The sequence below is a fragment of the Vibrio natriegens NBRC 15636 = ATCC 14048 = DSM 759 genome (assembly GCF_035621455.1).
Taxonomy (GTDB): Bacteria; Pseudomonadota; Gammaproteobacteria; order Enterobacterales; family Vibrionaceae; genus Vibrio; species Vibrio natriegens.
In genome coordinates, this window is the sequence record NZ_CP141822.1 from 1,081,571 (window position 1) to 1,106,806 (window position 25,236).

22 protein-coding genes and 1 riboswitch are annotated in these 25,236 nt (G+C 44.0%); of the genes, 10 read left to right on the forward strand and 12 right to left on the reverse strand.

Annotated elements, in window-relative coordinates:
* Nucleotides 1-32: 32 nt before the first annotated feature.
* Nucleotides 33-734 carry a pseudouridine synthase gene (locus tag VER99_RS04980; protein WP_020332867.1) on the reverse strand — a complete coding sequence of 234 codons (702 nt, stop codon included), beginning with the start codon at nt 732-734 and terminating at the stop codon, nt 33-35.
* 310 nt (nt 735-1,044) lie between these two features.
* On the opposite strand from VER99_RS04980, the gene VER99_RS04985 reads away from it, so the two are divergent.
* Nucleotides 1,045-3,270: an NADP-dependent isocitrate dehydrogenase gene (locus VER99_RS04985; protein WP_014231318.1), complete on the forward strand. Its 2,226-nt coding sequence runs from the start codon at nt 1,045-1,047 to the stop codon at nt 3,268-3,270.
* A gap of 144 nt (nt 3,271-3,414) precedes the next feature.
* On the opposite strand, the gene cspD is transcribed toward VER99_RS04985, so the two are convergent.
* Nucleotides 3,415-3,633, reverse strand: coding sequence for a cold shock domain-containing protein CspD (gene cspD / locus VER99_RS04990; RefSeq protein WP_014231319.1), 219 nt, complete (start codon nt 3,631-3,633; stop codon nt 3,415-3,417).
* Between the two features lie 739 nt (nt 3,634-4,372).
* On the opposite strand from cspD, the gene clpS reads away from it, so the two are divergent.
* Nucleotides 4,373-4,693, forward strand: a complete 321-nt coding sequence (gene clpS, locus VER99_RS04995; protein ID WP_014231320.1) for an ATP-dependent Clp protease adapter ClpS — start codon at nt 4,373-4,375, stop codon at nt 4,691-4,693.
* Between the two features lie 48 nt (nt 4,694-4,741).
* Nucleotides 4,742-7,012 (forward strand): ATP-dependent Clp protease ATP-binding subunit ClpA, encoded by a 2,271-nt coding sequence (gene clpA / locus VER99_RS05000; protein WP_014231321.1) that lies wholly within the window; start codon nt 4,742-4,744, stop codon nt 7,010-7,012.
* 164 nt (nt 7,013-7,176) lie between these two features.
* On the opposite strand, the gene infA is transcribed toward clpA, so the two are convergent.
* From infA to aat, 3 genes are all read right to left on the reverse strand, one after another.
* The gene (gene infA / locus VER99_RS05005) at nt 7,177-7,395 is read right to left on the reverse strand and encodes a translation initiation factor IF-1 (RefSeq protein WP_006075347.1); all 219 of its coding nucleotides are present in this window, start codon (nt 7,393-7,395) and stop codon (nt 7,177-7,179) included.
* A gap of 82 nt (nt 7,396-7,477) precedes the next feature.
* Nucleotides 7,478-8,179, reverse strand: coding sequence for an arginyltransferase (locus VER99_RS05010; protein ID WP_020332868.1), 702 nt, complete (start codon nt 8,177-8,179; stop codon nt 7,478-7,480).
* Nucleotides 8,176-8,886 carry a leucyl/phenylalanyl-tRNA--protein transferase gene (gene aat, locus VER99_RS05015; RefSeq protein WP_020332872.1) on the reverse strand — a complete coding sequence of 237 codons (711 nt, stop codon included), beginning with the start codon at nt 8,884-8,886 and terminating at the stop codon, nt 8,176-8,178. The genes VER99_RS05010 and aat overlap by 4 nt, the downstream gene beginning before the upstream one ends.
* Nucleotides 8,887-8,925: 39 nt before the next feature.
* Between aat and VER99_RS05020 the strand changes: the two genes are divergently transcribed.
* Together VER99_RS05020 and aroA are read left to right on the forward strand one after the other, a co-directional pair.
* Complete coding sequence (locus tag VER99_RS05020) at nt 8,926-9,402, forward strand: outer membrane lipoprotein (protein WP_014231324.1); 477 nt, start codon at nt 8,926-8,928, stop codon at nt 9,400-9,402.
* Nucleotides 9,403-9,563: 161 nt separating this feature from the next.
* The gene (aroA, locus tag VER99_RS05025; protein WP_014231325.1) at nt 9,564-10,844 is read left to right on the forward strand and encodes a 3-phosphoshikimate 1-carboxyvinyltransferase; all 1,281 of its coding nucleotides are present in this window, start codon (nt 9,564-9,566) and stop codon (nt 10,842-10,844) included.
* Nucleotides 10,845-10,924: 80 nt separating this feature from the next.
* On the opposite strand, the gene VER99_RS05030 is transcribed toward aroA, so the two are convergent.
* On the reverse strand, nt 10,925-11,173 hold the full coding sequence (locus VER99_RS05030; RefSeq protein WP_014231326.1) for a YciN family protein: 249 nt from the start codon (nt 11,171-11,173) through the stop codon (nt 10,925-10,927).
* A gap of 423 nt (nt 11,174-11,596) precedes the next feature.
* On the opposite strand from VER99_RS05030, the gene topA reads away from it, so the two are divergent.
* The 4 genes from topA (at nt 11,597) to VER99_RS05050 (ending at nt 18,717) form a co-directional block, all read left to right on the forward strand.
* Nucleotides 11,597-14,224, forward strand: a complete 2,628-nt coding sequence (topA, locus tag VER99_RS05035) for a type I DNA topoisomerase (protein ID WP_014231327.1) — start codon at nt 11,597-11,599, stop codon at nt 14,222-14,224.
* Nucleotides 14,225-15,127: 903 nt separating this feature from the next.
* On the forward strand, nt 15,128-16,345 hold the full coding sequence (gene glgC, locus VER99_RS05040) for a glucose-1-phosphate adenylyltransferase (RefSeq protein ID WP_014231328.1): 1,218 nt from the start codon (nt 15,128-15,130) through the stop codon (nt 16,343-16,345).
* Nucleotides 16,335-17,807 carry a glycogen synthase GlgA gene (gene glgA, locus VER99_RS05045; RefSeq protein ID WP_020332873.1) on the forward strand — a complete coding sequence of 491 codons (1,473 nt, stop codon included), beginning with the start codon at nt 16,335-16,337 and terminating at the stop codon, nt 17,805-17,807. The genes glgC and glgA overlap by 11 nt, the downstream gene beginning before the upstream one ends.
* Before the next feature lie 106 nt (nt 17,808-17,913).
* The gene (locus VER99_RS05050) at nt 17,914-18,717 is read left to right on the forward strand and encodes an alpha/beta fold hydrolase (protein WP_014231330.1); all 804 of its coding nucleotides are present in this window, start codon (nt 17,914-17,916) and stop codon (nt 18,715-18,717) included.
* Nucleotides 18,718-18,745: 28 nt separating this feature from the next.
* On the opposite strand, the gene VER99_RS05055 is transcribed toward VER99_RS05050, so the two are convergent.
* From VER99_RS05055 to torD, 5 genes are all read right to left on the reverse strand, one after another.
* The gene (locus VER99_RS05055) at nt 18,746-19,060 is read right to left on the reverse strand and encodes a hypothetical protein (protein WP_020332874.1); all 315 of its coding nucleotides are present in this window, start codon (nt 19,058-19,060) and stop codon (nt 18,746-18,748) included.
* Complete coding sequence (locus VER99_RS05060; RefSeq protein ID WP_020332875.1) at nt 19,060-19,752, reverse strand: TVP38/TMEM64 family protein; 693 nt, start codon at nt 19,750-19,752, stop codon at nt 19,060-19,062. The genes VER99_RS05055 and VER99_RS05060 overlap by 1 nt, the downstream gene beginning before the upstream one ends.
* 183 nt (nt 19,753-19,935) lie before the next feature.
* Entirely contained in the window at nt 19,936-20,526 is a 591-nt protein-coding gene (locus VER99_RS05065) for a TfoX/Sxy family DNA transformation protein (RefSeq protein WP_020332876.1), read from the reverse strand.
* 116 nt (nt 20,527-20,642) lie between these two features.
* A riboswitch (cyclic di-GMP riboswitch) is annotated at nt 20,643-20,731 on the reverse strand.
* Nucleotides 20,732-21,264: 533 nt separating this feature from the next.
* Entirely contained in the window at nt 21,265-22,269 is a 1,005-nt protein-coding gene (purR, locus tag VER99_RS05070; protein WP_014231334.1) for an HTH-type transcriptional repressor PurR, read from the reverse strand.
* Nucleotides 22,270-22,702: 433 nt separating this feature from the next.
* A complete protein-coding gene (torD, locus tag VER99_RS05075) occupies nt 22,703-23,350 on the reverse strand; it encodes a molecular chaperone TorD (protein ID WP_014231335.1) in 648 nt (215 codons plus the stop codon).
* 265 nt (nt 23,351-23,615) lie between these two features.
* On the opposite strand from torD, the gene torR reads away from it, so the two are divergent.
* Entirely contained in the window at nt 23,616-24,326 is a 711-nt protein-coding gene (gene torR / locus VER99_RS05080) for a two-component system response regulator TorR (RefSeq protein ID WP_020332877.1), read from the forward strand.
* 96 nt (nt 24,327-24,422) lie between these two features.
* Here the strand turns inward: torR and elyC are convergent, their stop codons facing one another.
* Nucleotides 24,423-25,208: an envelope biogenesis factor ElyC gene (elyC, locus tag VER99_RS05085; RefSeq protein WP_020332878.1), complete on the reverse strand. Its 786-nt coding sequence runs from the start codon at nt 25,206-25,208 to the stop codon at nt 24,423-24,425.
* Between the last annotated feature and the right edge of the window lie 28 nt (nt 25,209-25,236).

Below are 25,236 nucleotides of genomic sequence, written 5' to 3' on the forward strand. Positions count from 1 at the left end.
GCTGATGCTACTGGCTTTTTTCTTTAAAATCTTTAGAGCTCTATTTCTTTCCACTCTCCTGGCTGTAGATCGCCTAACTCGATATTCCCCATTGAAAAACGTACTAAACGTAGAGTTGGGAAGCCGATATGAGCGGTCATGCGTCGCACTTGGCGATTCCTTCCCTCGATGATGGTTATCGCTAACCAGGTAGTAGGAATATTGGCACGGAAGCGCACGGCTGGCGTTCTTTCCCAGATCTCGGGCGCATCCATCACTTCAACTTTCGCTGGTAGCGTCATCCCGTCCTTAAGTTCTACCCCTTTACGCAGTTTATCAAGATCGGCTTCTTCTGGCGCGCCATCGACTTGTACCCAATACGTTTTAGGGGATTTAGATTTAGGCTGTGTTAGTTTTGCCTGCAAAATACCGTCGTTTGTGAGCACCATCAGGCCTTCACTGTCACGATCTAATCGTCCTGCGGCGTAGACATCTTTTACCGGAATGTAGTCAGCGAGTGTTTTACGTCCATCACCATCAGTAAATTGGCTAAGCGTGTCATAAGGTTTATTAAACACAACCACTTTGCGGTCCTGTGGGTTGATGCGGGGCTTTTGACTTTGTGCTGCTCGGGTAGAGCGGCGCTTATTACTCGTTGTGGTACGGGGACGGTCAGACTTTTCAGAACGTTTAAAATGCCCCTCTTTAGATTGATGACTACGACGACCTTTTTCATAACCTGTACGAGATGACATGTTAACTACCCTACAAAAATGTAAATGAACTGTGTTTGAAAGTTTCAACTTTTCTTATGATCGGATATCATTTGCGCGCCTAAATTTAATAAACGCGCACAGAATGATAGACTATTTCGTGTTAATTGTTTAATTATATCAGTGCACTCATGGATTCAGAGCCCAGCGCTTCAAACTATAACAAAGGGTGCACACCGCATGTTGCGTTATCGAGTTGAATCGTACTTCTCATAAGCGCAGTGCGTCAAAGAAACCAACTCAGAAATTGAGTTGATCAACCAACAAGTTGATTAAAATATAGGGAAATTTCATGCCTACAGAAAAGCCTACAATTATCTACACCATCACTGATGAAGCACCGGCGCTAGCAACTTATTCACTACTACCAATTATCCAATCGTTTACTGCATCGTCTGGCATCAATGTAGATACTCGTGATATTTCACTAGCAGGTCGAATTATCGCTAACTTCCCAGAGCATTTGAAAGAAGAACAACGTATTGGCGATGCGTTGACAGAGCTTGGTAATCTAGCTCAAACTCCAGAAGCGAACATCATTAAGCTGCCAAACATTTCTGCATCTATCCCACAGCTACGAGCGGCGATTAAAGAGCTTCAAAGCAAAGGATACGATCTACCAAATTACCCAGATGAGCCAGCGACTTACGAAGAAGAAGCGATTAAAGCGGCTTACGACAAAATTAAGGGTAGTGCAGTAAACCCAGTTCTACGTGAAGGTAACTCAGACCGTCGTGCTCCGCTTTCTGTTAAGAACTATGCGAAGAAAAATCCTCATTCAATGGGTGCATGGTCTGCGGATTCAAAATCACATGTCGCTAGCATGTCTGGCAATGACTTCTTTGGCAGTGAAAAATCTACCACCGTTTCAGGTGCGACAGACGTAAAAATCGAGTTTGTTGGTGCTGACGGTTCGGTTAAAGAACTTAAAGCAGCATTTCCGCTGTTAGACAAAGAAGTAATCGATTCTTCAGTAATGAAGAAGAAAGCACTGGTTGAGTTCTTCGAAAAAGAAATTGCTGAAGCAAAAGCACAAGACGTATTGCTATCTCTACACATGAAAGCGACCATGATGAAGGTTTCTGACCCTGTCATCTTCGGTCACGCTGTAAAAGTGTACTACAAAGACGTATTCGCTAAATACGGAAAGCTATTCGAAGAGCTTGGCGTTGATGTAAATAATGGTCTTGGTGACGTTTACGCAAAAATCGAATCACTACCAGCAGCACAAAAAGAAGAGATTGAAGCGGCAATTCAAGCGGTTTACCAAACTCAGCCTGAGCTAGCGATGGTTGATTCTGATCGTGGTATCACCAACCTTCACGTACCAAGCGACATCATCGTTGACGCGTCTATGCCAGCAATGCTTCGCTCTTCTGGTCAAATGTGGGGCCCTGACGGCAAGCAAAAAGATACGAAAGCATTGATTCCTGATCGTTGCTACGCAGGTATTTACCAAGCAGTAATTGATTTCTGTAAAGAGCATGGTGCATTTGATCCAACAACAATGGGCAGCGTTCCAAACGTTGGTCTAATGGCTCAAAAAGCAGAAGAGTACGGTTCTCACGATAAGACGTTTATCCTAGATGCAGCAGGTACAGTGCGTGTTGTTGATACAGCGGGTCAGGTTCTACTTGAGCAAGCTGTAGAAGAAGGCGACATCTTCCGTATGTGTCAGGTGAAAGATGCTCCAATCCAAGACTGGGTTAAGCTAGCGGTGACTCGTGCTCGCGCAACAGGCGTTCCTGCAGTGTTCTGGCTAGATGAAAACCGTGCACACGATGCAGAGCTTATCAAGAAGGTTAACGCATACCTACCTGATCACGATACTGACGGTTTAGAAATTAAGATTCTGTCACCAGTAGACGCATGTCTGTACTCACTAGAGCGTATCAAAGCAGGTCTGGACACAATTTCTGTTACAGGTAACGTACTACGCGACTACCTAACTGACTTGTTCCCAATTCTTGAGCTTGGTACGTCAGCTAAGATGCTATCAATCGTTCCACTGATGAATGGTGGTGGTCTGTTTGAAACTGGTGCTGGTGGTTCTGCTCCAAAGCACGTTCAGCAAGTTGAAAAAGAAAACCACCTTCGTTGGGACTCTCTTGGTGAATTCCTAGCGCTAGCTGCATCTTTAGAGCACCTAAGCGTAGCTACAGGCAATGCGAAAGCACAAGTTCTGGCAGATACACTGGATAAAGCGACAGGTGAGTTCCTGGATAACAACAAGTCACCATCACGTAAAGTGGGTGAGCTGGATAACCGCGGTAGTCACTACTACCTAGCATCATACTGGGCAAAAGCGTTGGCTGAGCAAACAGCGGATGCTGATCTGGCCGCTGAATTTGCACCGATTGCAAAAGCACTATCAGAGCAAGAAGAAGCGATTGTTGCCGAGTTGAACAACGCACAAGGCGTGAAAGGCGAGCTAGGTGGTTACTACCTACTTGATGACTCGTTAACGTCTAAACTAATGCGTCCAAGTGCAATCCTGAACTCAATTATCGATAAGTAATGTGAATCTGACACACCGTGCGCGGTGTGTCGTTCAGATAATAATAAACCCGCTGACTTGGCGGGTTTATTTTTCTCTGCGTAACGATAAACAGTGTTTTAATCTATGTTACGAGAGCAATGGTTTGTTTCTACAGCGCTCTAATTATTTCGCTTGGTCTTCAATCGGTACTACGCTGCTTGCGTGACAACCTTTTGGACCTTTTTCTATCTCGTATGAGACTTGTTGGCCTGCTTTCAGTGTACGATAACCGTCCATCTGGATAGTTGAGTAGTGGGCAAAGATATCTCCTTCTTCTTCGTCAGAACAGATAAACCCAAATCCTTTGGCATTGTTAAACCACTTTACTGTACCTGTAGCCATGCTTTTACATCCCTCATGCATTTTTTACTGATGTTGTTACTTTAATCAAGTTATACCTTTAACTTGAAACTACTATTAACTTTTAACGACTGCTAACAGAAGAATTTCTGTTCGTCCATCGCGTCAATGTGAATCCTCGACTCTGCGAGCCTTCGAAATAAAAAAGCTCCGCTCAGATGATGATTTATGCATCAACACTTTCCACTGTAGTCAATCAGTCCACACAGTCAATAGCGTTTCGCAACAAACAGAAACATTATTGAAAACAAATCACTTTTGAGATTAACAATTTTGCAAACACTTTCCTGGCTGTACGTTGATGTTCAGATGTTTTAGCTACTAAATGACAAGTTGAAAAATAGCCATACTATTTGTGTTTGTTATGTTAGTGAAATCCTCTGATTGAATAAAAAATGAAGATTTCGTGATAAATATCGCCTCAAAAATCGGGAAATGTGATCTAATACGGACTGTGCATTGGTATCGCAATCGCAACGTATAAGTAAGAAATCTTAGGGTTGATAGCGGCAATATTTTAAGTAAAAGATCACAGCGTATCGATAAGCATCTTTTATTTGCACCCCCGCAAGAGGTGCATTAGTCTCTATATAGGTAGTAACTTTTATCTATCAAAGTTCTATTTCGGTGTCACTTCTCACTACACCGCGCAGCATGCTTGTGGTAGATTGTTTTTATAGGTCGAAAACATCAACCCTTTGATACGATATCTTTAATTGCCATGAGTAAAAATTTTGAGTGGGTCACTCCAGACTCTGATCTTCTGGAGCGAGAAAGTACAAAAATTCAGCCACCTAAGCTGTATAACGTTGTACTCAACAATGATGACTATACACCTATGGATTTCGTCATAGAGGTACTTGAGCGATTCTTTTCTCATGATATAGATAGAGCGACTCAAATAATGCTCAAGGTACACTATGAAGGAAAGGCAGTTTGTGGGACGTACAGCGCAGAAATTGCCGAGACAAAAGTAGCGCAAGTTACGATGTACGCAAGGGAAAATGAACATCCGTTGCTTTGCACTATGGAGCAAGCGTAAAAAGAAGACTTGCTCGAACAACCCCAGTTGTTTTTTCGGGAGGTACTTATGCTAAACAAAGAACTAGAGTCAAGCCTTAACAGTGCATTTGCTCGTGCGCGCGACAAACGTCACGAGTTTATGACTGTCGAACACCTCCTACTTGCATTGTTGGAAAATGATGCAGCTAAGGAAGCCCTTCTAGCCTGCAAAGCGGATTTAGATGCTTTGCGTAACGAACTCGATATATTCATCGATCAAACTACGCCTCTCATCCCAGAAAGCGATGAGACGCGTGAAACTCAGCCGACTTTGAGCTTCCAACGCGTCCTACAACGTGCAGTTTTTCATGTTCAGTCGTCGGGTCGAAATGAAGTGACAGGGGCGAACGTACTTGTTGCTATTTTTAGCGAGCAAGAATCTCATGCTGCTTACCTTCTTAAGAAAAATGATATCTCTCGCCTAGACATCGTCAATTTTATCTCCCACGGCATTACCAAAGCGTCTGGCGCGAGTGAAGATCCATCATCACCAGATTCCTTCAGTTCAGAAAGTACGGATGATTCGAACTCGGAAGAGCGTCTGGAGAGCTTTGCTACCAACTTAAACCAGGTAGCTAAAGCGGGGAATATTGATCCGCTAATCGGTCGAGACAAAGAGCTCGAACGCACTATTCAAGTGCTTTGTCGCCGCCGTAAAAACAACCCGTTGCTTGTCGGAGAAGCTGGCGTGGGTAAAACTGCGATTGCAGAAGGCCTGGCGTGGAGAATTGTTGAAGGGCAGGTTCCTGAAGTTATTGAAAACAGCGTAATCTACTCTTTGGACATTGGTTCTTTGCTTGCGGGTACTAAGTATCGCGGTGATTTTGAGAAACGTTTCAAAACCATTTTGAAACAGCTTGAGAAAGAAGAAGACGCTATTCTGTTTATCGATGAAATTCATACAATCATCGGTGCGGGCGCTGCGTCTGGCGGTCAAGTTGATGCGGCAAACTTAATTAAACCTCTGCTTAGCAGCGGCAAGCTTCGTTGTATCGGCTCAACAACGTACCAAGAGTACAGCAACATATTTGAGAAAGAGCGCGCACTCTCTCGTCGCTTCCAAAAAATCGATATTGTTGAGCCATCACTTGATGACACAACTAAGATTTTGATGGGTCTTAAGCCGAAGTACGAAGCGCACCACGAAGTTCGCTATACAAACAAAGCACTTCGTGCTGCTGTGGAATTATCGGCTAAGTACATTAATGAGCGTCATTTACCTGATAAAGCAATCGACGTTATTGATGAAGCTGGCGCATGCAGCCGCTTGGCTCCAGCAAGCCGACGTAAGAAAACCGTCGGTGTAGCAGACATTGAAGCAATGGTTGCGAAAATGGCTCGCATTCCAGAAAAATCGGTATCTTCTTCGGATAAAGATATTCTGAAGAATCTGGACCGCAAGATGAAAATGCTGGTGTTCGGACAAGACAATGCGATTGATGCATTATCAGAAGCCATCAAGCTTACCCGCGCAGGGTTGGGTGTAGACAATAAACCTGTCGGTTCATTCTTGTTTGCAGGCCCTACAGGTGTTGGTAAAACGGAAGTGACTGTTCAGCTATCTAAATTGCTTGGCATTGAGCTACTGCGTTTTGATATGTCTGAATACGGCGAACGTCATTCGGTGAGCCGTCTAATCGGTGCTCCACCAGGATATGTGGGTTACGACCAAGGTGGCTTGCTCACTGATGCGGTGATAAAACACCCACACTCTGTGGTTCTGTTGGATGAGATCGAGAAAGCGCATCCAGATATCTTTAACTTGCTATTGCAAGTGATGGATAACGGCACCCTGACCGACAACAACGGTCGTAAAGCGGACTTCCGTAATGTGATTCTTGTCATGACGACCAACGCCGGTGTTGCGGAGACCGAGAAAAAATCGATAGGCTTGATTCAACAAGACAACAGCCATGACGCGATGGCGGAAATTAAGAAAGTATTTACTCCTGAATTCCGTAACCGCCTTGATAACATCATCTGGTTTAACAGCCTGGATGAGACGGTTATCCATCAAGTTGTCGATAAGTTTATCGTTGAGCTTCAAGTGCAGCTGGATGCTCGTGGTGTCTCGATGGAAGTCTCTCAAGACGCGCGCCACTGGTTGGCACACAAGGGTTACGACAAAGCGATGGGTGCTCGTCCAATGGGACGTGTTATCCAAGAGCAGCTTAAGAAACCTTTGGCGAACGAGCTTCTGTTCGGCTCTTTGGTTAACGGTGGTACCGTGAAGGTTTCACTCGTAAACGATGCTCTGGAATTTGAGTATTTGAGCGAGAAAGAAGCCGCAGTGCACTGATAAACTCTCGGTTCTATGAAACAAAAAAGGATGCGTTAGCATCCTTTTTTAATGAAACTCGGGCAACATGAATCATGCGCGATAGCTCTGCTTGTGATTTATCGACCACAAATAAAAAACGGAGCGTCAGGCTCCGTTTTTTATTTGCATCCGAAAATCAGAGATTAACGAGCACGGAAGACGATGCGGCCTTTAGTTAGGTCGTATGGAGTCATCTCTACAGTTACTTTGTCACCCGTAAGGATACGGATGTAGTTCTTACGCATTTTACCAGAGATATGCGCAGTCACAACGTGACCGTTTTCAAGTTCAACACGGAACATAGTGTTTGGTAGAGTGTCAAGGACAGTGCCTTGCATCTCAATTACGTCTTCTTTAGCCATTTAATCCTCTTTAGAAATTAGGCAAATTTTAGCGGGCTTTATTTTGCCGCTAAATAGTAATTATGTAAAGTTGGAGCGTATTCTACCCTCGCCAACGCTGATTTACTAGCCTTTGGTGGCGTTGAAAGCGTGTTTTATAGTTCATTGCTGGACATTCATCTATCTGATAACCCAAGTATAGCCATTGATGGTTGCTTTTTTGGCAGTACTCTATTTGATACAACACCGCTAATGTACCAAGCGATAGAGGGTAATCAGGGTCGAAAAAGGTATAGAATGCACTCGAACAATGAGGCATGACGTCCGTTACGCCGATGGCAACCAGTTGTTCTGATTCATTGTAGACGTGCAAAAATAGTGTGGTAAGCCAGTTAGTTTGTGCAAAGCGAGCGAACTCATCCCGTTTGGGTGGGTACATCGTACCGCTCTTATGACGTTTACAAATGTAGCGACTATAGAGCTCAAACCAGTCGGGATCCATCTGCGGTTTCATTTCCCAACGCAAACCTTGCCCTTTATTAAGCAGGCGTTTCTGACTTTTTGAAGGAGTGAAGTCTTTTATCGCCACACGGATAGGCTGGCACGCGTTGCAATGCTCACAATGTGGTTTATATATCGTATCACCACTGCGACGAAAGCCGTTAGCCATCAATAGCTGATAGTTGTTTTCTGTATGTAAGCTTTCATCAAGTGCGACCGCAACACGCTCTTGTCGCTCTGGTAGATAGCTACAAGGGTGGTTGTTGGTCAATCCTATGCGAATATGTTGTAGATCCGTGCTCATGATGCTGAATTCCGCAGAACTTGTGGCTCAAAAGTGCCTGAAGCCATTTGCTTTTCTCTTAAAGATAGTAGCTTTTGCATGAACTCGTCCCGATCAAGTTCAAATGCGCCCAGTGAAGCTAAATGAGAGTTCATTACCTGACAGTCAATCAACTGACCTTGATTGGATTTAAGGTGATGACACAAATACCACAAAGCCACTTTCGATGCGTTATCCTTTAAACTAAACATAGATTCGCCGCAAAATACCTGGCCGACACTTAACCCGTACAAGCCGCCAATCAGTTCATCTTCATGCCATACTTCTACTGAGTGGCAATGCCCAAGCTCAGCAAGTTCTATGTAAGCCGTTTGCATGTCTTCGTTGAGCCATGTTTCACTCTCAGGGCGAGTGGAGGAACAGAGCTGAATCACATTTTGGGTTGCTTGATTCAGGGTGACTTGATAATCATGTTTTCGCTGAAACTTTCTGAGACTTTTTGATGGTTTAAAAGTCGAAGGATCAAAGACCGCACGAGGAGAAGGGCTCCACCAAAGTATAGGCTCACCAGGTCCGTACCAAGGGAAGATTCCCTGATGATAGCCTTTAAGTATTCTCATCGGGTCCAAGTCGCCACCAAAAGCTAGGAGCCCATTAGGGTCGCTCAGTGCTTTATAGGGAGAGGGGAAGGTGAATGCCTTACCAAGTTCAGTTAAATAGATTGCCATAAAAAGTCATTACCAACATTTGAGCCAGAGGAGTTTATGATGACGCGAACACGAAATAGAGCGAAATTGTGGTTTTGGATCATACTGCTTTTACCATTTTTCGCCAATGCAGCTTACGAAAGAAATGTGGCAAAGCCCGTCAACGAAGTTGTCTATGGAAAAGTGGATTCTGTTCGTTATATCACGCAGCAAGAGGTTGTTAAATCAAAAAATAATGGCTGGAAAACGTTACTAGGTGCAACAATCGGTGGGTTGGTCGGAAACCAGTTTGGTGGCGGAACAGGTAAAGAAGTGGCGACCGCCGTTGGTGCGCTTACTGGTGCAGCTGTTGCACAAAATCAAAGTACTGAGCAATACACGGTTGAATCTCAGTTGGTTGAACTTTTGATAAAGGTTGATGGCGACAAACTTATCAATGTTATTCAAGACGTTGATAGAAATATGTTATTTGGCCGCGGCGACGAGGTTCGTATTTTGTATTTTGATGACGGTGTGCGGGTTGATATGGTCTATTAGGCCCCAGTTTTCAGGCAAATAGATACGCTGACTAATTATTCATAAATTAGCGTAGATTTGCTCTGGTTTTGTATTGATTTTTTGGTTAGTCTGAATCCACGAAGAATTGTTCAGCTCTCAAAAAAACGTGAACTGAGAGCACAAAGGATTATCAACTTTCAATGGAAAGCCTAACGTTACAACCAATCAATAAAATCCAAGGGGAAGTTAATCTTCCAGGATCAAAAAGCGTCTCTAACCGAGCTCTTTTGCTAGCTGCTTTAGCAAAAGGCACGACTCGCCTGACAAACCTTCTAGATAGTGACGACATCCGTCATATGCTCAACGCCCTTACTACGCTTGGTGTTCAATATCAGTTGTCTGAAGACAAAACCGAGTGTGTTGTGGAAGGACTTGGCCAACCATTCTCAGTGTCAGAGCCTGTAGAGCTGTTTTTAGGCAATGCTGGCACGGCAATGCGCCCACTAGCGGCTGCGCTGTGTCTTGGTGAAGGTGAGTATGTTTTGACTGGTGAGCCTCGTATGAAAGAGCGCCCAATTGGTCACCTCGTTACTGCATTACAAGATGCTGGTGCAGATATCGAATACCTCGAAAATGAAAACTACCCGCCATTGAAAATTGTGGGAACGGGTTTGAAGTCAGGTACGGTATCGATTGATGGTTCCATTTCGAGTCAGTTTTTAACCGCTTTCCTTATGTCTGCGCCACTCGCTGAAGGCGAAGTGCGCATCAATATCGAAGGCGACCTGGTGTCTAAGCCGTACATCGATATCACGCTGCATATCATGAAGCAGTTTGGCGTTAATGTAATCAACAATGATTATCAGGAATTTGTGATACCTGCCGGTCAGCATTACGTTGCACCTGGGGATTTTCTAGTGGAAGGTGACGCCTCTTCAGCGTCTTACTTTTTGGCGGCTGCGGCGATCAAAGGTGGCGAAGTTAAAGTTACCGGTATTGGCAAAAACAGTATTCAGGGTGACATTCAATTTGCAGATGCGCTTGAAAAAATGGGCGCTGAAATTGAATGGGGCGATGACTATGTGATTGCTCGTGCGGGTAAGCTGAAAGGTATTGATATGGATTATAACCATATCCCTGACGCGGCGATGACGATTGCAACCACGGCTCTGTTTGCAGAAGGTACGACAGCGATTCGCAATGTTTACAACTGGCGCGTAAAAGAAACCGACCGTTTGTCTGCGATGGCGACTGAACTTCGTAAAGTTGGCGCTGAAGTGGAAGAGGGTGAGGATTACATCATCGTTAAGCCAGTTCCACAGCTCAAACATGCTGCGATCGACACCTATGATGACCACCGAATGGCGATGTGTTTTTCACTGGTTGCATTGAGTGATACACCTGTGACCATCAACGATCCGAAATGTACATCGAAGACATTCCCGGACTACTTCGACAAGCTTAAATCGCTTAGTTGCTAGTAAGTATTCCACATAAATAAACAGATAAAAAACCAGAGTCATGTGGCTCTGGTTTTTCTTTTTTTAGGGGGCTTGTTTGACTATTTTTTCAGCGTAAATTCTTTTGAAAGATGATGCGCTAGATACTTAAACATATTGAAAACGGCAGTCGTGTTTGCCGTTGGTAATCCTTTCTCATCAAGAAAGTATTCCCCTTTAAAGACTAAAACGTCGTCTTTTTCTTCTACGCTTGTCGCGCGCATACCCTCAATGTAATCATCGTGCTCTTGGATGATTTGGTTAGCGATTAAAAGAAGGTCAAATTCTTCAATAAATTTTCTATCAGACATAACGTTCCCGTCATTCATAACAATCTCAGAGCGAAGAAGTATACCTATTATTAACAGGGGATTATACCCAATGGAATGCAATTAAAGGTTACTCTCTAGCGACGGGTTTTCATCGTAGTCGCCTAAGGTTGCGGATAATAGACAAAAGTTATTTTGTGATGGGTAACAAAATTTCCTTAATTCGATTAGCAGTAGCAAACTTTGCCTGTTTAGATATGCCGACCAGACCTTTCAAAGCCCTGTCTGTTTGAAGTATAAAGACGATGAATTGTCAACCGATCGGATCTGAATTGCAAAAAAGCAGTTGATCTTCTTTTCATCTCGCACAATAGTAAAAAAAGAGGCAATGAAATAGAACATTATGCGGGTGACTTCCAAGTCAGGGGTTTACCCGCATTATTATGAAGGACGTTAGAGTCAGTTATGGGTAAATCACTCGTTATAGTGGAGTCACCAGCCAAGGCAAAGACAATAAATAAGTACCTTGGTAAAGACTTTGTTGTTAAGTCTAGTGTTGGTCATGTGCGTGATCTGCCTACGGCCGGCCAAAGCACTGGTGAGAAAGCAGCTGCCATTTCAACTAAAGGGATGAGTGCTGAAGAGAAAGCACGAGTCAAAAAAGAGAAAGATCGTAAAGCGCTGATCAAAAAAATGGGGATCAACCCATATCACGACTGGGAAGCGAATTATCAGATTCTTCCTGGCAAAGAAAAAGTAGTTAGCGAATTACAAAAATTAGCCAAAGATGCTGATTACGTCTATCTCGCAACCGATTTGGACCGCGAGGGGGAAGCAATCGCATGGCACCTTCGTGAGATCATCGGTGGCGATGAAGAGCGATACAAACGAGTTGTTTTTAACGAAATTACGAAAAATGCTATCCAGCAAGCTTTCCAGACGCCTGGTGAGTTAAATATGGATGGCGTAAACGCGCAGCAAGCTCGTCGATTCATGGACCGCGTGGTTGGCTTCATGGTCTCTCCATTACTATGGAAGAAAGTTGCTCGTGGCTTGTCTGCCGGCCGTGTTCAGTCGGTTGCGGTTAAGTTGCTGGTAGAGCGTGAGCGCGAAATCAATGCATTTGTTCCGGAAGAGTTCTGGGACATCCATGCAAACACCAAGACTAAAGACAAAGCGGATTTCAAACTGCTGGTTGCTCAGAAAGACGGCGTAGCGTTTAAGCCAGTTAATGAGGCAGAAACCAAAGCAGCGATGTCTGTGCTGGAAAAAGCTAGCTACGAAGTTTGCAAGCGTGAAGACCGACCAACGAAAAGTAAGCCGTCAGCGCCTTACATCACTTCGACTTTGCAGCAAGCAGCAAGTACCCGTTTAGGCTATGGCGTTAAGAAGACCATGATGCTGGCTCAACGCTTGTATGAAGCGGGTTACATCACCTATATGCGTACTGACTCAACTAACTTGAGTGCAGAAGCTGTGGATGCTGTCCGTGACTTCATCGGTTCTGAGTTTGGTGACAAGTACCTTCCAGCTTCACCGTTAAAATACGGCAGCAAAGAAGGGGCTCAAGAAGCGCACGAAGCGATTCGACCGTCTAGCGTTGATGTGAAAGCGGAAGACCTGCAAGGTGTCGACGCAGACGCTCACAAGCTTTACGCATTAATTTGGAATCAGTTCGTTGCGTGTCAAATGACGCCAGCAGAATACGATTCCACAACCATCAGCGTCAAAGCCGAAGAGTTCACATTAAAAGCCAAAGGCCGCATCCTGAAGTTTGACGGTTGGACTCGCGTACAACGTCCAATGGGCAAAAACGAGGACACAATCCTTCCTGCGGTGCAGCTTGGCGATAAGCTGAACCTAGAGTCACTTGACCCGAAACAGCACTTTACCAAGCCGCCAGCACGCTTTACAGAAGCTGCACTGGTTAAAGAACTTGAAAAGCGTGGTATTGGCCGTCCATCGACTTACGCGTCTATCATCTCGACGATTCAGGATCGTGGCTACGTGAAAGTCGACCAGCGTCGATTCTACGCAGAGAAAATGGGTGAGATCGTTACAGACCGTCTGGACGATAGCTTTAATGATTTGATGAACTACGACTTTACCGCGCGTATGGAACAAAAGCTGGACCAAATCGCAGAAGGCGAAGTCAACTGGAAATCAGTACTGGACAACTTCTTTACTGACTTCACCGGTGACCTTGAAAAAGCCGACCTGGATGAGTCTGAAGGTGGTATGAAGCTTAACCACATTGTGATGACAGACATCGAATGTCCGACATGTGGCCGCCCAATGGGTATTCGTACAGCATCCACCGGCGTATTCCTAGGTTGTTCTGGTTATGCACTGCCACCTAAAGAGCGTTGCAAAACCACCATCAACTTAGGCGATGAAGAAGGCATCATCAACGTCTTAGAAGAAGACGTAGAAACCGCAGCGCTGCGTGCCAAGAAACGTTGTCCAATCTGTGAAACAGCGATGGACGCGTACCTAATCGACGATAAACGTAAGATGCACGTTTGTGGTAACAACCCAAACTGTGAAGGTTACATCGTTGAATACGGCGAGTTTAAAGTGAAAGGCTATGATGGACCGGTTGTTGAGTGTGACAAGTGTGGTTCTGACATGGTGCTTAAGAATGGTCGCTTCGGTAAATACATGGATTGCACGAGCGAGACATGTAAAAACACCCGTAAGATTCTAAAGAACGGTGAAGTCGCGCCGCCGAAAGAAGATCCAGTGCATTTCCCTGAACTGCCATGTGAAAACTCGGACGCTTACTTTGTGTTGCGTGATGGGGCATCTGGTCTGTTTATGGCAGCCAGCAACTTCCCTAAATCACGCGAAACGCGAGCGCCACTTGTTTCAGAGCTTGCGCTTTACGAAGAACGCTTACCAGAGAAGTTCAAATATCTCGCGACAGCACCGCAGGAAGACCCTGATGGTCGTCCGGCAGTGGTTCGTTTTAGCCGTAAAACGAAAGAGAATTACGTTCGCTCTGAAGAGAACGGCAAGCCAAGCGGTTGGACTGCGCTTTATGTCGATGGTAAATGGGAAGTCACCGACAAACGTAAAAAAGCAAAAGCTTAAACGGTACACAGTAAACAAAAAGGCAGCGAATTCGCTGCCTTTTTATTATTGGTTCCAAATTACCTTCTCTGATTCCGGCGATATTTCATCCTCACACCTTTCGCCTCACAATTTTTACAAATCTTTATCTTCAGGTTTGTCTCATTCATTTTTTAGCAACATGTGTGTCGTAGCGTGAAGCTTACAATCGTATGATATTTACAAGCGTTCGATACAGCGCGAATAAACCGTGCATATTTACGTCGCTAACTATGTAGTGTTTTCGTTCGTAAATTGTTTTCAGAGTGTAATCTATTACATTTTCTAATGTGATCTGAATATCGTATCGAGTAAGTCGTGCTTACCTTATACACAGAATGACGTATTTTAAATTGTAATTAAGGTTCAAATTAGATAGTTTATTACAAAGCAAGTGCAACAAAATGCATTTAAATCGGTGTCGACAGATAAGAATATTTTAGGGTGTGTTGTTTCGTGATGATATCGGTATCTCGATATTAGGCATTAATACAAATAATGTCGTGGATTTGTCATTTTTTAATTGAGAAGCAAATCACGATTTAGAGTTGCCAAATATCGATAGCTCAATGGATGTGGGCTAGGTACCTATACTAAAAAAGTGCTGACTCTTTGTTGAAAAGAAAATGGAATAGAGCCCCCTTAAACCCTCTTTTTCGCGTTTAAAACTAAAACGAATTTTTGAACTGAGATAAAACGCAAACGCGCTCCACGAAAAGTTAACACATCCTGTAATTTGGCAGAGCAATGCCGAAACTTTTTAATCCACATGATAGGTGCTCAGAGAAGTACTGAATGTGGCTGACAATGTGTTCACTTGATTCCCCACAATACGTTCAATTAAGTGAGCATCCATTCCAAGCTATAACGATACGGAGAACAACAATGGCTGGTGTTTTGGGAATGATTCTTGCTGGCGGTGAAGGCTCACGTTTGAGACCTTTAACTGAATCTCGCAGTAAACCTGCAGTACCTTTTGGTGGTAGCTATCGTCTAATTGACTTTGCACTCAACAACTTCGTTAATGCGGATTTAATGCGCATTTACGTTCTGACCCAATTTAAATCGCAATCCCTGTTTTATCATTTAAAAAAAGGATGGAACATCAACGGCATCACTGATCGTTTCATCGACCCGATTCCTGCTCAGATGCGTACCGGCAAGCGTTGGTATGAGGGCACGGCAGATGCCATTTATCAGAACCTTCGTTTTATGGAAATGGAAGAGCCAGACCAAGTTTGTATTTTTGGTTCTGACCATATCTACAAAATGGACATTAAGCAGATGCTGGATTTCCATATCAGCAAGCAAGCTTCATTGACCGTATCGGCTCTGCGTATGCCACTAAAAGAAGCTTCTCAGTTCGGTGTTATCGAAGTGGATAGCGAAGGGCGCATGATTGGCTTTGAAGAAAAGCCAGAAAATCCTAAGTCGATTCCTGGCGAGCCTGACTACGCGCTGGTCTCAATGGGGAACTATGTCTTTGAAGCGAAAGAACTGTTTTCTGAGTTGATCGAAGATGCGAGCAACGAAGAGTCTTCCCATGACTTCGGTAAAGACATTATTCCGAAAATGTTCCCACGTGGGGATGTGTTTGTTTATGACTTTAGCACCAACAAGATCAATGGTGAGAAAGAGCAAGTTTATTGGCGAGATGTCGGTACGATTGATGCCTACTGGCAAGCACATATGGACTTGCTAGAAAAAGATGCACCATTCTCGCTATATAACCGCAAATGGCCACTGCATACCTATTACCCGCCTTTACCACCTGCAACGTTCACGGACTCTGACAACGGTCGTGTCCAAATTATCGATAGTCTGGTGTGTAATGGCAGCTACATTCGAGGCTCCCGTATAGAAAAATCTGTACTTGGTTTCAGAAGTAATATTGCATCTGCATGCGATATCAGCGAATGTATACTCCTTGGTGACGTTAAAATCGGTGAAGGCTGTGTTTTACGTCGAGTAATAGTGGACAAGAACGCTGATATTGCACCTGGCACACAGATTGGAGTGAACCTTCAGGAAGACAAGAAGTACTTCCACGTGTCGGATGACGGTATTGTTGTTATTCCTAAAGGAGCACGAGTTGGCTACTAACAACTTATCTATTCTGTTTGTAGCGTCTGAAGTCGAAGGATTGATTAAAAGTGGTGGCTTGGCTGATGTAGCCAAGGCACTGCCTGAAGCGCTCCACGGACTTCAGCAAGATGTACGTATTACCATTCCCGCATACAATGGTATTGAAAGGCTTTCTGAAGCGGAGGTGTTGTTAGAAACGCAGCTAACCTCGTGGCCGCATACAGAATATCGAGTATTAAGGCTGTATCTCGGTGATACGCCAGTTTATTTGATTGATTGCCAGCCGTATTTCAACCGCCCATCAATGTACGCTGAGAACAACGAAGCGTATTCAGATAATGGTGAGCGATTCGCCTTTTTCAGCGCAGCTTGCTTAGACATGCTACCTAAGCTGGATTTCCGACCTGACATCGTACATGCCAATGACTGGCATACTGGCCTTGTGCCGTTTTTGTTGAAGCATCGATACGGATCTGACCCATTTTATGCAAATATTCGCAGCGTGATCTCGATTCACAACGCAGTATTTAAAGGGGTATTTAGCTATGATGAGGTGCAATGTCTGCCAGAGTTTCAGAGCAGAAATGTACCCGACGCAGCGGTTAGTTCAACGCACATTGCGATGCTTAAGGCAGGCGTGCTAAACGCTGACAAAATCAACGCGGTAAGCCCTACTTATGCTGAAGAGTTACAGACAGAGCTTGGTAGTCATGGCATGGCGTGGGAGTTCCAACAACGAGCTAAAGATTTAGTTGGTATACTCAACGGTTGTGATTACAGCGCTTGGAATCCTAAAACCGATGCTTATTTGCCGTTGAACTACGAACCTAGTCACCAAAGTATGGTTGAAGGCAAAAGTGCGTGTAAAAAAGCGCTACAGCAACGTCTGAACTTAGCAGAGAAAGACTGTGCGATGTTTGGCATGGTTTGTCGCCTGACAATGCAGAAAGGACTGCATTATTTACTCCCAGCGTTGACGGACTTCCTCAAGCACGACGTGCAATTAGTTGTGGTCGGAACCGGTGATCCAGTTCTTGCTACACATTTAGAAGAGGTCGCTGAACAGTTCCCAGATAAGTTTGTCTTTGTTGACGCCTATGACAATGAGCTTGCTCATTTGGTTGAGGCTGGGTCTGATTTCTTTTTGATGCCGTCTGAGTTTGAGCCGTGTGGACTTAATCAGATTTACAGCATGGCTTATGGCACGTTACCGATTGTGCGAGGCGTAGGCGGCCTAAAAGACAGTGTGAACGATTATGATGTTGACTCGTCTGATGCAACGGGTTTTGTGTTTTATGATCCAACACCGCAAGCCTTGTTGTTAACCATGCTTAGGGCACTGTTGCTGTATACGCAAAATAATGCCGAAGTAAAACGAGTTCAATTGCATGCAATGCAACAGGACTTTTGCTGGCGAAAAGCTGCGGAAGAATATTTGGAACTCTACCATTCTGCGTTAAAGTCAATTAGCCTTGCCTAAAATTGTAACAAATGGCACCTAATTCGGTGCCTTTGTTATCGTGAGCAATTCTAGTGTGATAGGATTGCTTCCTCTAAATTAATAACAATACTATTATTACTGGTATATGACTGAGCCACTACTTTTCCATAAAACCTACTTGCACCCCACCAGTAATGAGTGGGTTGTTTTCGTGCATGGTGCTGGTGGCAGTTCTTCGATTTGGTTTAAGCAAATTAAAGCCTATAAGCAGCACTTTAATTTAGTACTCATTGATCTAAGAGGGCATGGGAAGTCAAATCAGTTACTAAAGGAACTCATTACCAGCCGCTATACCTTTACTGAAGTTACCCAAGATATTTTAAAAGTGCTGGATCATTTAAAAATCCAATCCGCGCATTTTGTCGGCATGTCATTAGGGACGATCATTGTTCGAAACATTGCGGAATTGGCGTCTGAACGTGTGAATTCAATGGTGTTAGGTGGAGCGGTGACTCGTCTCAATACACGCTCACAAATCCTCGTCAAGCTGGGCAACTTTGGCAAACATATCTTGCCTTACATGTGGCTGTACAAACTGTTCGCTTATATCGTGATGCCACAGCGCAATCAACGCGAATCTCGCCACCTGTTTATCAGGGAAGCCAAAAAGCTCTGCCAAAAAGAGTTTAAGCGCTGGTTTATCTTGGCGGCGGATGTGAATCCGTTAATGAAGTACTTTAAAGACCGAGAATTAGCGATTCCCACTCTCTACTTAATGGGTGACAGAGATTATATGTTCATCCAACCGGTTAAAGAGATGGTTGCGGCACATAAACTGAGTGTGCTCCGTGAGATCCCAAACTGTGGCCATGTTTGTAATGTAGAACGTCCGGAAGACTTTAATCAGTACTCGATTGAGTTTATCAAACAGCAAACATTAGTTGCTTAACGTTTCTAGGTGACTGGCGCCATTACGCTTACTCAATGTGGTGGCCACAACGCCAGCACGCGCCAAATTGCCCTTCATTGATTTCCGAACATTGAGGGCATTTCCAATCTTGATAGGTGTTTGGCTGAGCCTGTTTTTGATAGGCTTCAATAATAGCCAAGGATTTCATCTTCTGTTCTGGATTCAATAACCACACGTACGGGTCGGTATCGTCCCCGAATGGTAGTTCCCCCTTCAATCCGAAAAGACCTTCACCGCGAACTTCACAAAGAATTTGCTCGGTTCTCAGCAACTCACAAACGATATGCGCTTCTGCCGGATTTTTCGCTATAAATATCTTCATCAAGGGTTTCCATTTGGCTGTACTTGAGTGGGTCTGAATTTATTCATCAGCCATTTAGCAATGATAGGAAAAAGCCCAAGCAACGCAAATGAAGCTAACACGCTCGGTGAGACGATATCTGAGAGGCTTTCAATCGTTGCCAGTTGAGTACCGGCATTGAGATAAACAGCGGTGCCTGGAAGCATTCCTATTTGGCTGGTCAAATAAAAGCGGCCAACAGACATCGGGGTTAATCCCATCAGTAGGTTGATTAGAAAGAAAGGGAACACAGGGATCAATCTTAATGAGAGTAGGTAAGATGAACCGTCTTTTTTGACGCCGTCGTTAATCGCGGTTAGCTTTGAACCAAATTTGCTTTGGACCCAATCTCGTAACAAGTAACGGCTACTCAGAAAAGCCAGCGTTGCCCCAATAGTGCTGGCGAACGAGACTAAAAGTAAGCTAGTCCAAAAACCGAATAGAGCTGCGGCTAACAGAGTGACGACCGCTGCGCCGGGAATAGAAAAAGCAGTGATAGCCACATAGGCCGCAAAATAAACCGTAACCGCCAAGATAAATCTCTGGTCAATATAGGCGTTAAGAGCCTCTTGCTGTGCTTTGGCGTTCTCTAAAGTGAGGTACTGGCTAAAGTTAACGGCTAATAAAATGATCGTTAACAGCAGTATTAACCCAAAAACCAGTTTTTTATTCATTGTCGTACTCCAGAAGGACAGCCTTGTTCTAAAAGGTTAACAGATACCATTGATGAAATATGTTACTTGATATTATTTGATTGATATATGGAGTAATAGACAGGTTGAGCCTGGAAAAAATTTCAAAAAAAACCGCAGTCAAAGCTGCGGTTTTTATACGTACGATAGGTTTATACCTACAGATTAAGAAAGCGCATTTTCCAGCTCTTCTCTGCGAGATTGAGGAACGACGCTCCAGTGCGTGCCGTTTATCGCTCCTTCTAAAGCCCAGAGTAGCTCAATACTTACTTTTGCGGAGTGAGAGTCACGTATCGCTTTGTAAGCATTCAATGCACCTTTCTCTTCAAGTTGTTCAACTGATTTTATACCAGCTTTCTTAAGCATTCGTTCAGTCGCTAGTCGTAAGTTAGGCAGGTCTTTCAACCTGTCGGGCTTACTACTTGCCTGTTGCTTTTTTTCCAAATTGGCTTGTTCTAACGACTTCTTCGCTACTTCTATCAAGCGTTCACTGGATTCCCACAAGTCGTCGGAAATCGCGTAGTACTTAGTAACGACTGGAAAACCACGCTTTTTATAAACGTACGGTTTTAGCCCTTGCTTCTCGAAGTTAGATGAAGTTTGCTGGTCTGCTCGTATGTGAAGTTGATCATTCACAACCAGTGCAAACATCGTTTCATCAGCGAAAAGTCCGAAGCCACCAAACATTGAGCGCGACTTGATCGTACCAAGTGCCTCAAATAGCTTCATAGAATCTTTGAGTATCGGTTTATCCATGATGTGTTATCTCGGTGTAATTATTATTACGCCACCAAAAGTCAGGTCCGAGAGAGTAGCAAATACATGCAAGCACAATGTCATTAAAGGGTAAACTCATCATATGCATATTTGCCATCGGTAACCCCGCTACCTTCCATTTATAAAATGGTTAAGGCCGGAAGCTTTGCGTCCCACCCTTTCGGATGGTTTGCCCTGTGCGTGACATGTTGAGAATACTTTTTATCTTGAATTAACATCACAATCTAGAGATCAAAGTGTGATATTGCTTCAGTAAAACGCTGTGTTTTTATGGTGCTTGTTTCATATTTAAGATTGAAGTTTGAGTGCGAGTGGCTAGGTTATGTGAGATAGGTTGTGTTTATACAAAACAGTAACTTATAAAACGTTTACTGACTGTAGTGAACAAAGAGTGCGATAAAAGTTAATTTTCGGATAAAAAATAAGCGCTCCGGAGAGCGCTTATTAGGGTCTGTTGACCTTTCGAGCTGATTTTTGCAGCGGTTTGTGGTTTTTTTATACAAGGCAGAGGCTTTGAACTGTAGTTGACCTACCTGATAAGCCGATAACGCAGTAGAAAGGAGCCACAAACGCTGCCCGAAGGGTTCGGCTAAAAGCGTTTTACTCTTTGTTGAGAGGTGTTTTGCTTAGAATGACTAAGCTACAAACCTCTCGCCGCGATTAAAACGCTTTTATCTCGAACAAAATTTAACCGCGAAAGGTCAACAGACCCTAGTACTATTTGAGTTTTTTAACAGTATTTCGAACGACCAACTCTGGCTGCATTTCAAAAATACGTTTTTCGTGTTCCTTGTCTTTAATACGTTCAAGCAGAATCTCGAAAGCATTTTTACCGACACGGCGTTTTGGCTGGTGAATCGTTGTTAATGGCGGAGAGAAGTACTCTGCCAATTCGATATTGTCGTAACCAATAACAGAGACATCGTCAGGAATCTTAATACCATTTTGTTGTAGACGGCTCATTAAGCCTAACGCCATCGTGTCATTGAAACAGAATACCGCAGTAGGGCGTTTTTCCATCGCGGTAATTTTGTCTGCGACCAACACTGCGGTATCACATTCAAAGTTACCTTCAAGAATCCAGTCTTCATTGACAGGAATATTGGCTTCTGCCATCGCTCGACGGTAACCAGCAATACGCTCTTGGCAAGCGAGTTTTTCAAAGTGACCACTCAAGCAAGCAATATCAGTATGACCATTATCAATCAGGTATTTGGTCGCGATATAACCGCCTTCTTCCGAGTTATCCATGATTTTGTCTGCCTGTGAGCTCTCTGGGCCCCAGTCCATGACAACTTTCGGGATATCTGCATGACGGTCAAGCATTTGCTTCAGCTCTTCTGTCAGGTCAGAACACATCACCAGTATGCCATCTACACGCTTTTCAGCGAGCATGCGGATGTAATCTCTTTGTTTTTCATAGATACCACCAGTGTTACACAGGATAAGCGTGTAGCCTTGGCGGTAGCAGTAACTCTCTACACCATCAATGACTTCAGAGAAGAATAGGTTGGTAGATTGTGTCACCAACATGCCGATGGTGCGAGTTGAGTTACATTTCAAGCTACGAGCAACCGCACTTGGTGCATAGTTAAGCTCATCAACGGCTTTCATTACTTTTTCTTGTGTTGCTTCTGCAACAAAACGCGTCTTGTTGATAACGTGCGAAACTGTAGTTGTAGAAACGCCGGCTAATCTAGCAACGTCTTTTATAGTGGCCATACATGGTGTCCTGTTTCGAGCTACGAATATACCGCGGAGGATAAACCTTTGTGCTGTTCGTCTTTTGTAAACTTAGCGCAACAAAAACAATGGCGCTGAGTATGTTTAGCAGTGGTTACTCCGAAGTCGGTAGAGGGTATGTAGCGACAGCGGTTGATAAAGCTCATTTCTTCCATCGAATGAAGAATCGTTATCAACCTATTAAGAAAACACAAAAACCGCTTTATTTCAGCGGTTTACATTAAAATCATATTTAATCGTTTGCGTTCACATTTTAGCCCTATGCGGGCAAGCTGGCAATAATTTAAGCAATGGTTTTGTGCCTAATAAGTCACATTTTGATTGCTAAAAAGCGAGCGATTGGAACGATTTATATAGTTAACGAATAAAAGATAGGGAACCTAAAAGACAGGCTCCCTAAAATAGGCGGCAATTATTCACCAAGAAGGTAAGCGCTGTCCAGTTTACAAAATGCAATTAATAGTTGCGCGACGCTGGCGTAGAAGCCAAATTCATCCAGTTGCTGACACTTGTGAGCGAACTTTGGTAACCAGGACATGAGTTGGCTTTCGATGAATTCATTTTGTTTAACAAAGGCTTCTTCCATGTGTTTTTCTTGCTCAAACTCATTAGAGCGAATGATCATGTTACCCAGGAAGTCCAGTTCTACCGCTAAGTGGTCGGCTGGCTCTTTTAGACGGTCGTCCACTTGGACACCAAACTCAGCCATCAACTTTTCCATCTCTTCGGCGGGTTTGTCGTTGAGTAAACCAGATTCACCAATGTACATGGAAGCGTAGGGAAGCGCGCCGTACTTTTCTGTCTTCAAGAATAATTCACAAAAGTCAGCAGCAAGCTCTAGCTGAGCATCTTCGCGGTCTTGCAGGCGATTTAGTGCGTCAACGAGGCTATCAATGGAAGGTTTGAGAGATTCATTTTCACCTAAGCCCGCCAAAAAGCTGCGAATTTCAACACTGTGATAAGCCTCCAGCTCTTTGTCTGTCAGTTCTTTGGCGAATAAGCTAGAAAACCACCAATAAATTTCGGCGCGTTTTTCGTTAAAAGCTTTCACTTCTTGCATTTTAGGCTCCTGAATGATGCCTTCTTTCTGGCATCACAAAATCAAATTCAGATGTCCTTTAAGTGTAATCAATTAAAATGAACAGCAGTAACTATAACTATGATGTTTTATGGCGAAATATGTCCATTTATTAACAGGGTTCGCTAAGCTTGTCTTGAATCAACAAAATCACTAAATCTTGCTTTTTAGTCAGCCAATGACTAGAAATGTTAATAGTTATGAATAGAATACATCTCGAATAATAAAATGACAGAAAGTGGTGTAAATGAGCTATCACGTATTAGTCGTAGAAGATGATGTTGTAACGCGTAGTAAGCTAGCGGGTTATTTCCAAAATGAAGGTTATACAGTCAGTGAAGCAGAGAGCGGCACGCAAATGCGTGAAGTGCTGCAAGCTGGTGATGTTGATCTTGTCATGCTGGATATTAACTTGCCGGGTGAAGACGGCCTGATGCTTACGCGTGAATTACGTAGCCAATCGGATATTGGTATCATATTAGTTACAGGACGCACGGATAGCATCGACAAAATTGTTGGCCTGGAAATGGGGGCAGATGATTATGTCACCAAACCTTTTGAACTGCGCGAGTTATTAGTTCGTGTCAAAAATCTGCTGTGGCGCATTTCGATCGCTCGCGATGGATCAAGTAAGGCAAACGAAACCAACGAGCAACATATTGTTCGTTTTGGCGAGTGGACGTTTGATATCCAGCGTCGAGCGCTGAGTCGTAATGGTGAGCCAGTAAAACTAACCAAAGCCGAATACGAGCTTTTGGTGGCGTTATCGTCTTACCCGAATCAAGTACTAAGCCGCGAACGTATTTTGAATATGATCAGCCATCGTGTTGATGCACCGAATGACCGTACGATAGATGTCTTGATTCGTCGTATGCGTGCGAAGATGGAGTTTGACCCTAAAAACCCGCAAATTTTTGTTACGGTTCATGGTGAGGGCTACATGTTTGCTGGTGATTAATCACCACCACGAGACAAGATAAGAACGAAAAAGGAGAGCGCTTGCTCTCCTTTTTTGTCTGTAAAATTGCATTGAGTAATGGCGTTAACTCATTAACTACTGTGGCTCAACCATAGGTGTTTCGCCGACGACATCACGTAAGCGTTGCCAGATGCTGCCAAGGTACTCATGCCAGAAAAGCTCCGTTTGTTCTAAGTAACGTGCTTTTGGCGAGTATTTATTCCAAGCTTGATTGACATTCTCAATCGCCAAGTAGTTTGTTGGCGCCGGGATTGGTTTTATGCCTGCTGCATTAAATTCATACAACGCCCGGCTCATATGGCTCGCCGAGGTAACTAAAACAATTTCCTTTTGCTGGACAAACGCCGCAGCCTGACGTGCCTCTTCCCACGTGTCTTTGGCGTCTTCCAATAAAATAATATCGGATTTCGCTACACCGAGCGCCAGAGCTACGTTTGCCATCATACGCGCATGGCTGATTTCAGAACCGCCGTCATAGCCGGAAAGAATCAATTTGGCGCCAGGATACATGCGCAAAATTCGGATTCCCTCGGTCAAACGCATGAGCGCGGCACGACTTAACTGAGATGTGGGTGGAATTTCGTCATCGATAACATGACCATTGCCGAGTACCATCACGTAGTCGATGGTCCCTGAAACGGGTAGAAACGCTTTGTGTTCACGTTCCAATGGCATAAGAAGCTTGCTTGAAACAGGCTGGAAGGCAACAAGGAAAATGCCGACAAATGAGAATAAAACAACGAAGCAGCCGGTTTTACGCTTAGTGGTAAAACTAATGAGAGCCAGGCCCAATAATCCTATCAGCAGCAATGCTGGTAGGGGCATGAGCAAAGCTGACACTACTTTTTTCAGCTCAAACATACATAAATAGTCCGAAAAAACATCAATT

Excerpts from the sequence above, each read along its gene's own strand:
- VER99_RS04980 (WP_020332867.1), bottom strand. The coding sequence starts at position 734 with ATGTCATCTCGTACAGGTTATGAAAAAGGTCGTCGTAGTCATCAATCT.
- VER99_RS04985 (WP_014231318.1), top strand. The coding sequence starts at position 1,045 with ATGCCTACAGAAAAGCCTACAATTATCTACACCATCACTGATGAAGCA.
- cspD (WP_014231319.1), bottom strand. The coding sequence starts at position 3,633 with ATGGCTACAGGTACAGTAAAGTGGTTTAACAATGCCAAAGGATTTGGG.
- clpS (WP_014231320.1), top strand. The coding sequence starts at position 4,373 with ATGAGTAAAAATTTTGAGTGGGTCACTCCAGACTCTGATCTTCTGGAG.
- clpA (WP_014231321.1), top strand. The coding sequence starts at position 4,742 with ATGCTAAACAAAGAACTAGAGTCAAGCCTTAACAGTGCATTTGCTCGT.
- infA (WP_006075347.1), bottom strand. The coding sequence starts at position 7,395 with ATGGCTAAAGAAGACGTAATTGAGATGCAAGGCACTGTCCTTGACACT.
- VER99_RS05010 (WP_020332868.1), bottom strand. The coding sequence starts at position 8,179 with ATGAGCACGGATCTACAACATATTCGCATAGGATTGACCAACAACCAC.
- aat (WP_020332872.1), bottom strand. The coding sequence starts at position 8,886 with ATGGCAATCTATTTAACTGAACTTGGTAAGGCATTCACCTTCCCCTCT.
- VER99_RS05020 (WP_014231324.1), top strand. The coding sequence starts at position 8,926 with ATGACGCGAACACGAAATAGAGCGAAATTGTGGTTTTGGATCATACTG.
- aroA (WP_014231325.1), top strand. The coding sequence starts at position 9,564 with ATGGAAAGCCTAACGTTACAACCAATCAATAAAATCCAAGGGGAAGTT.
- VER99_RS05030 (WP_014231326.1), bottom strand. The coding sequence starts at position 11,173 with ATGTCTGATAGAAAATTTATTGAAGAATTTGACCTTCTTTTAATCGCT.
- topA (WP_014231327.1), top strand. The coding sequence starts at position 11,597 with ATGGGTAAATCACTCGTTATAGTGGAGTCACCAGCCAAGGCAAAGACA.
- glgC (WP_014231328.1), top strand. The coding sequence starts at position 15,128 with ATGGCTGGTGTTTTGGGAATGATTCTTGCTGGCGGTGAAGGCTCACGT.
- VER99_RS05050 (WP_014231330.1), top strand. The coding sequence starts at position 17,914 with ATGACTGAGCCACTACTTTTCCATAAAACCTACTTGCACCCCACCAGT.
- VER99_RS05055 (WP_020332874.1), bottom strand. The coding sequence starts at position 19,060 with ATGAAGATATTTATAGCGAAAAATCCGGCAGAAGCGCATATCGTTTGT.
- VER99_RS05060 (WP_020332875.1), bottom strand. The coding sequence starts at position 19,752 with ATGAATAAAAAACTGGTTTTTGGGTTAATACTGCTGTTAACGATCATT.
- VER99_RS05065 (WP_020332876.1), bottom strand. The coding sequence starts at position 20,526 with ATGGATAAACCGATACTCAAAGATTCTATGAAGCTATTTGAGGCACTT.
- purR (WP_014231334.1), bottom strand. The coding sequence starts at position 22,269 with ATGGCCACTATAAAAGACGTTGCTAGATTAGCCGGCGTTTCTACAACT.
- torD (WP_014231335.1), bottom strand. The coding sequence starts at position 23,350 with ATGCAAGAAGTGAAAGCTTTTAACGAAAAACGCGCCGAAATTTATTGG.
- torR (WP_020332877.1), top strand. The coding sequence starts at position 23,616 with ATGAGCTATCACGTATTAGTCGTAGAAGATGATGTTGTAACGCGTAGT.
- elyC (WP_020332878.1), bottom strand. The coding sequence starts at position 25,208 with ATGTTTGAGCTGAAAAAAGTAGTGTCAGCTTTGCTCATGCCCCTACCA.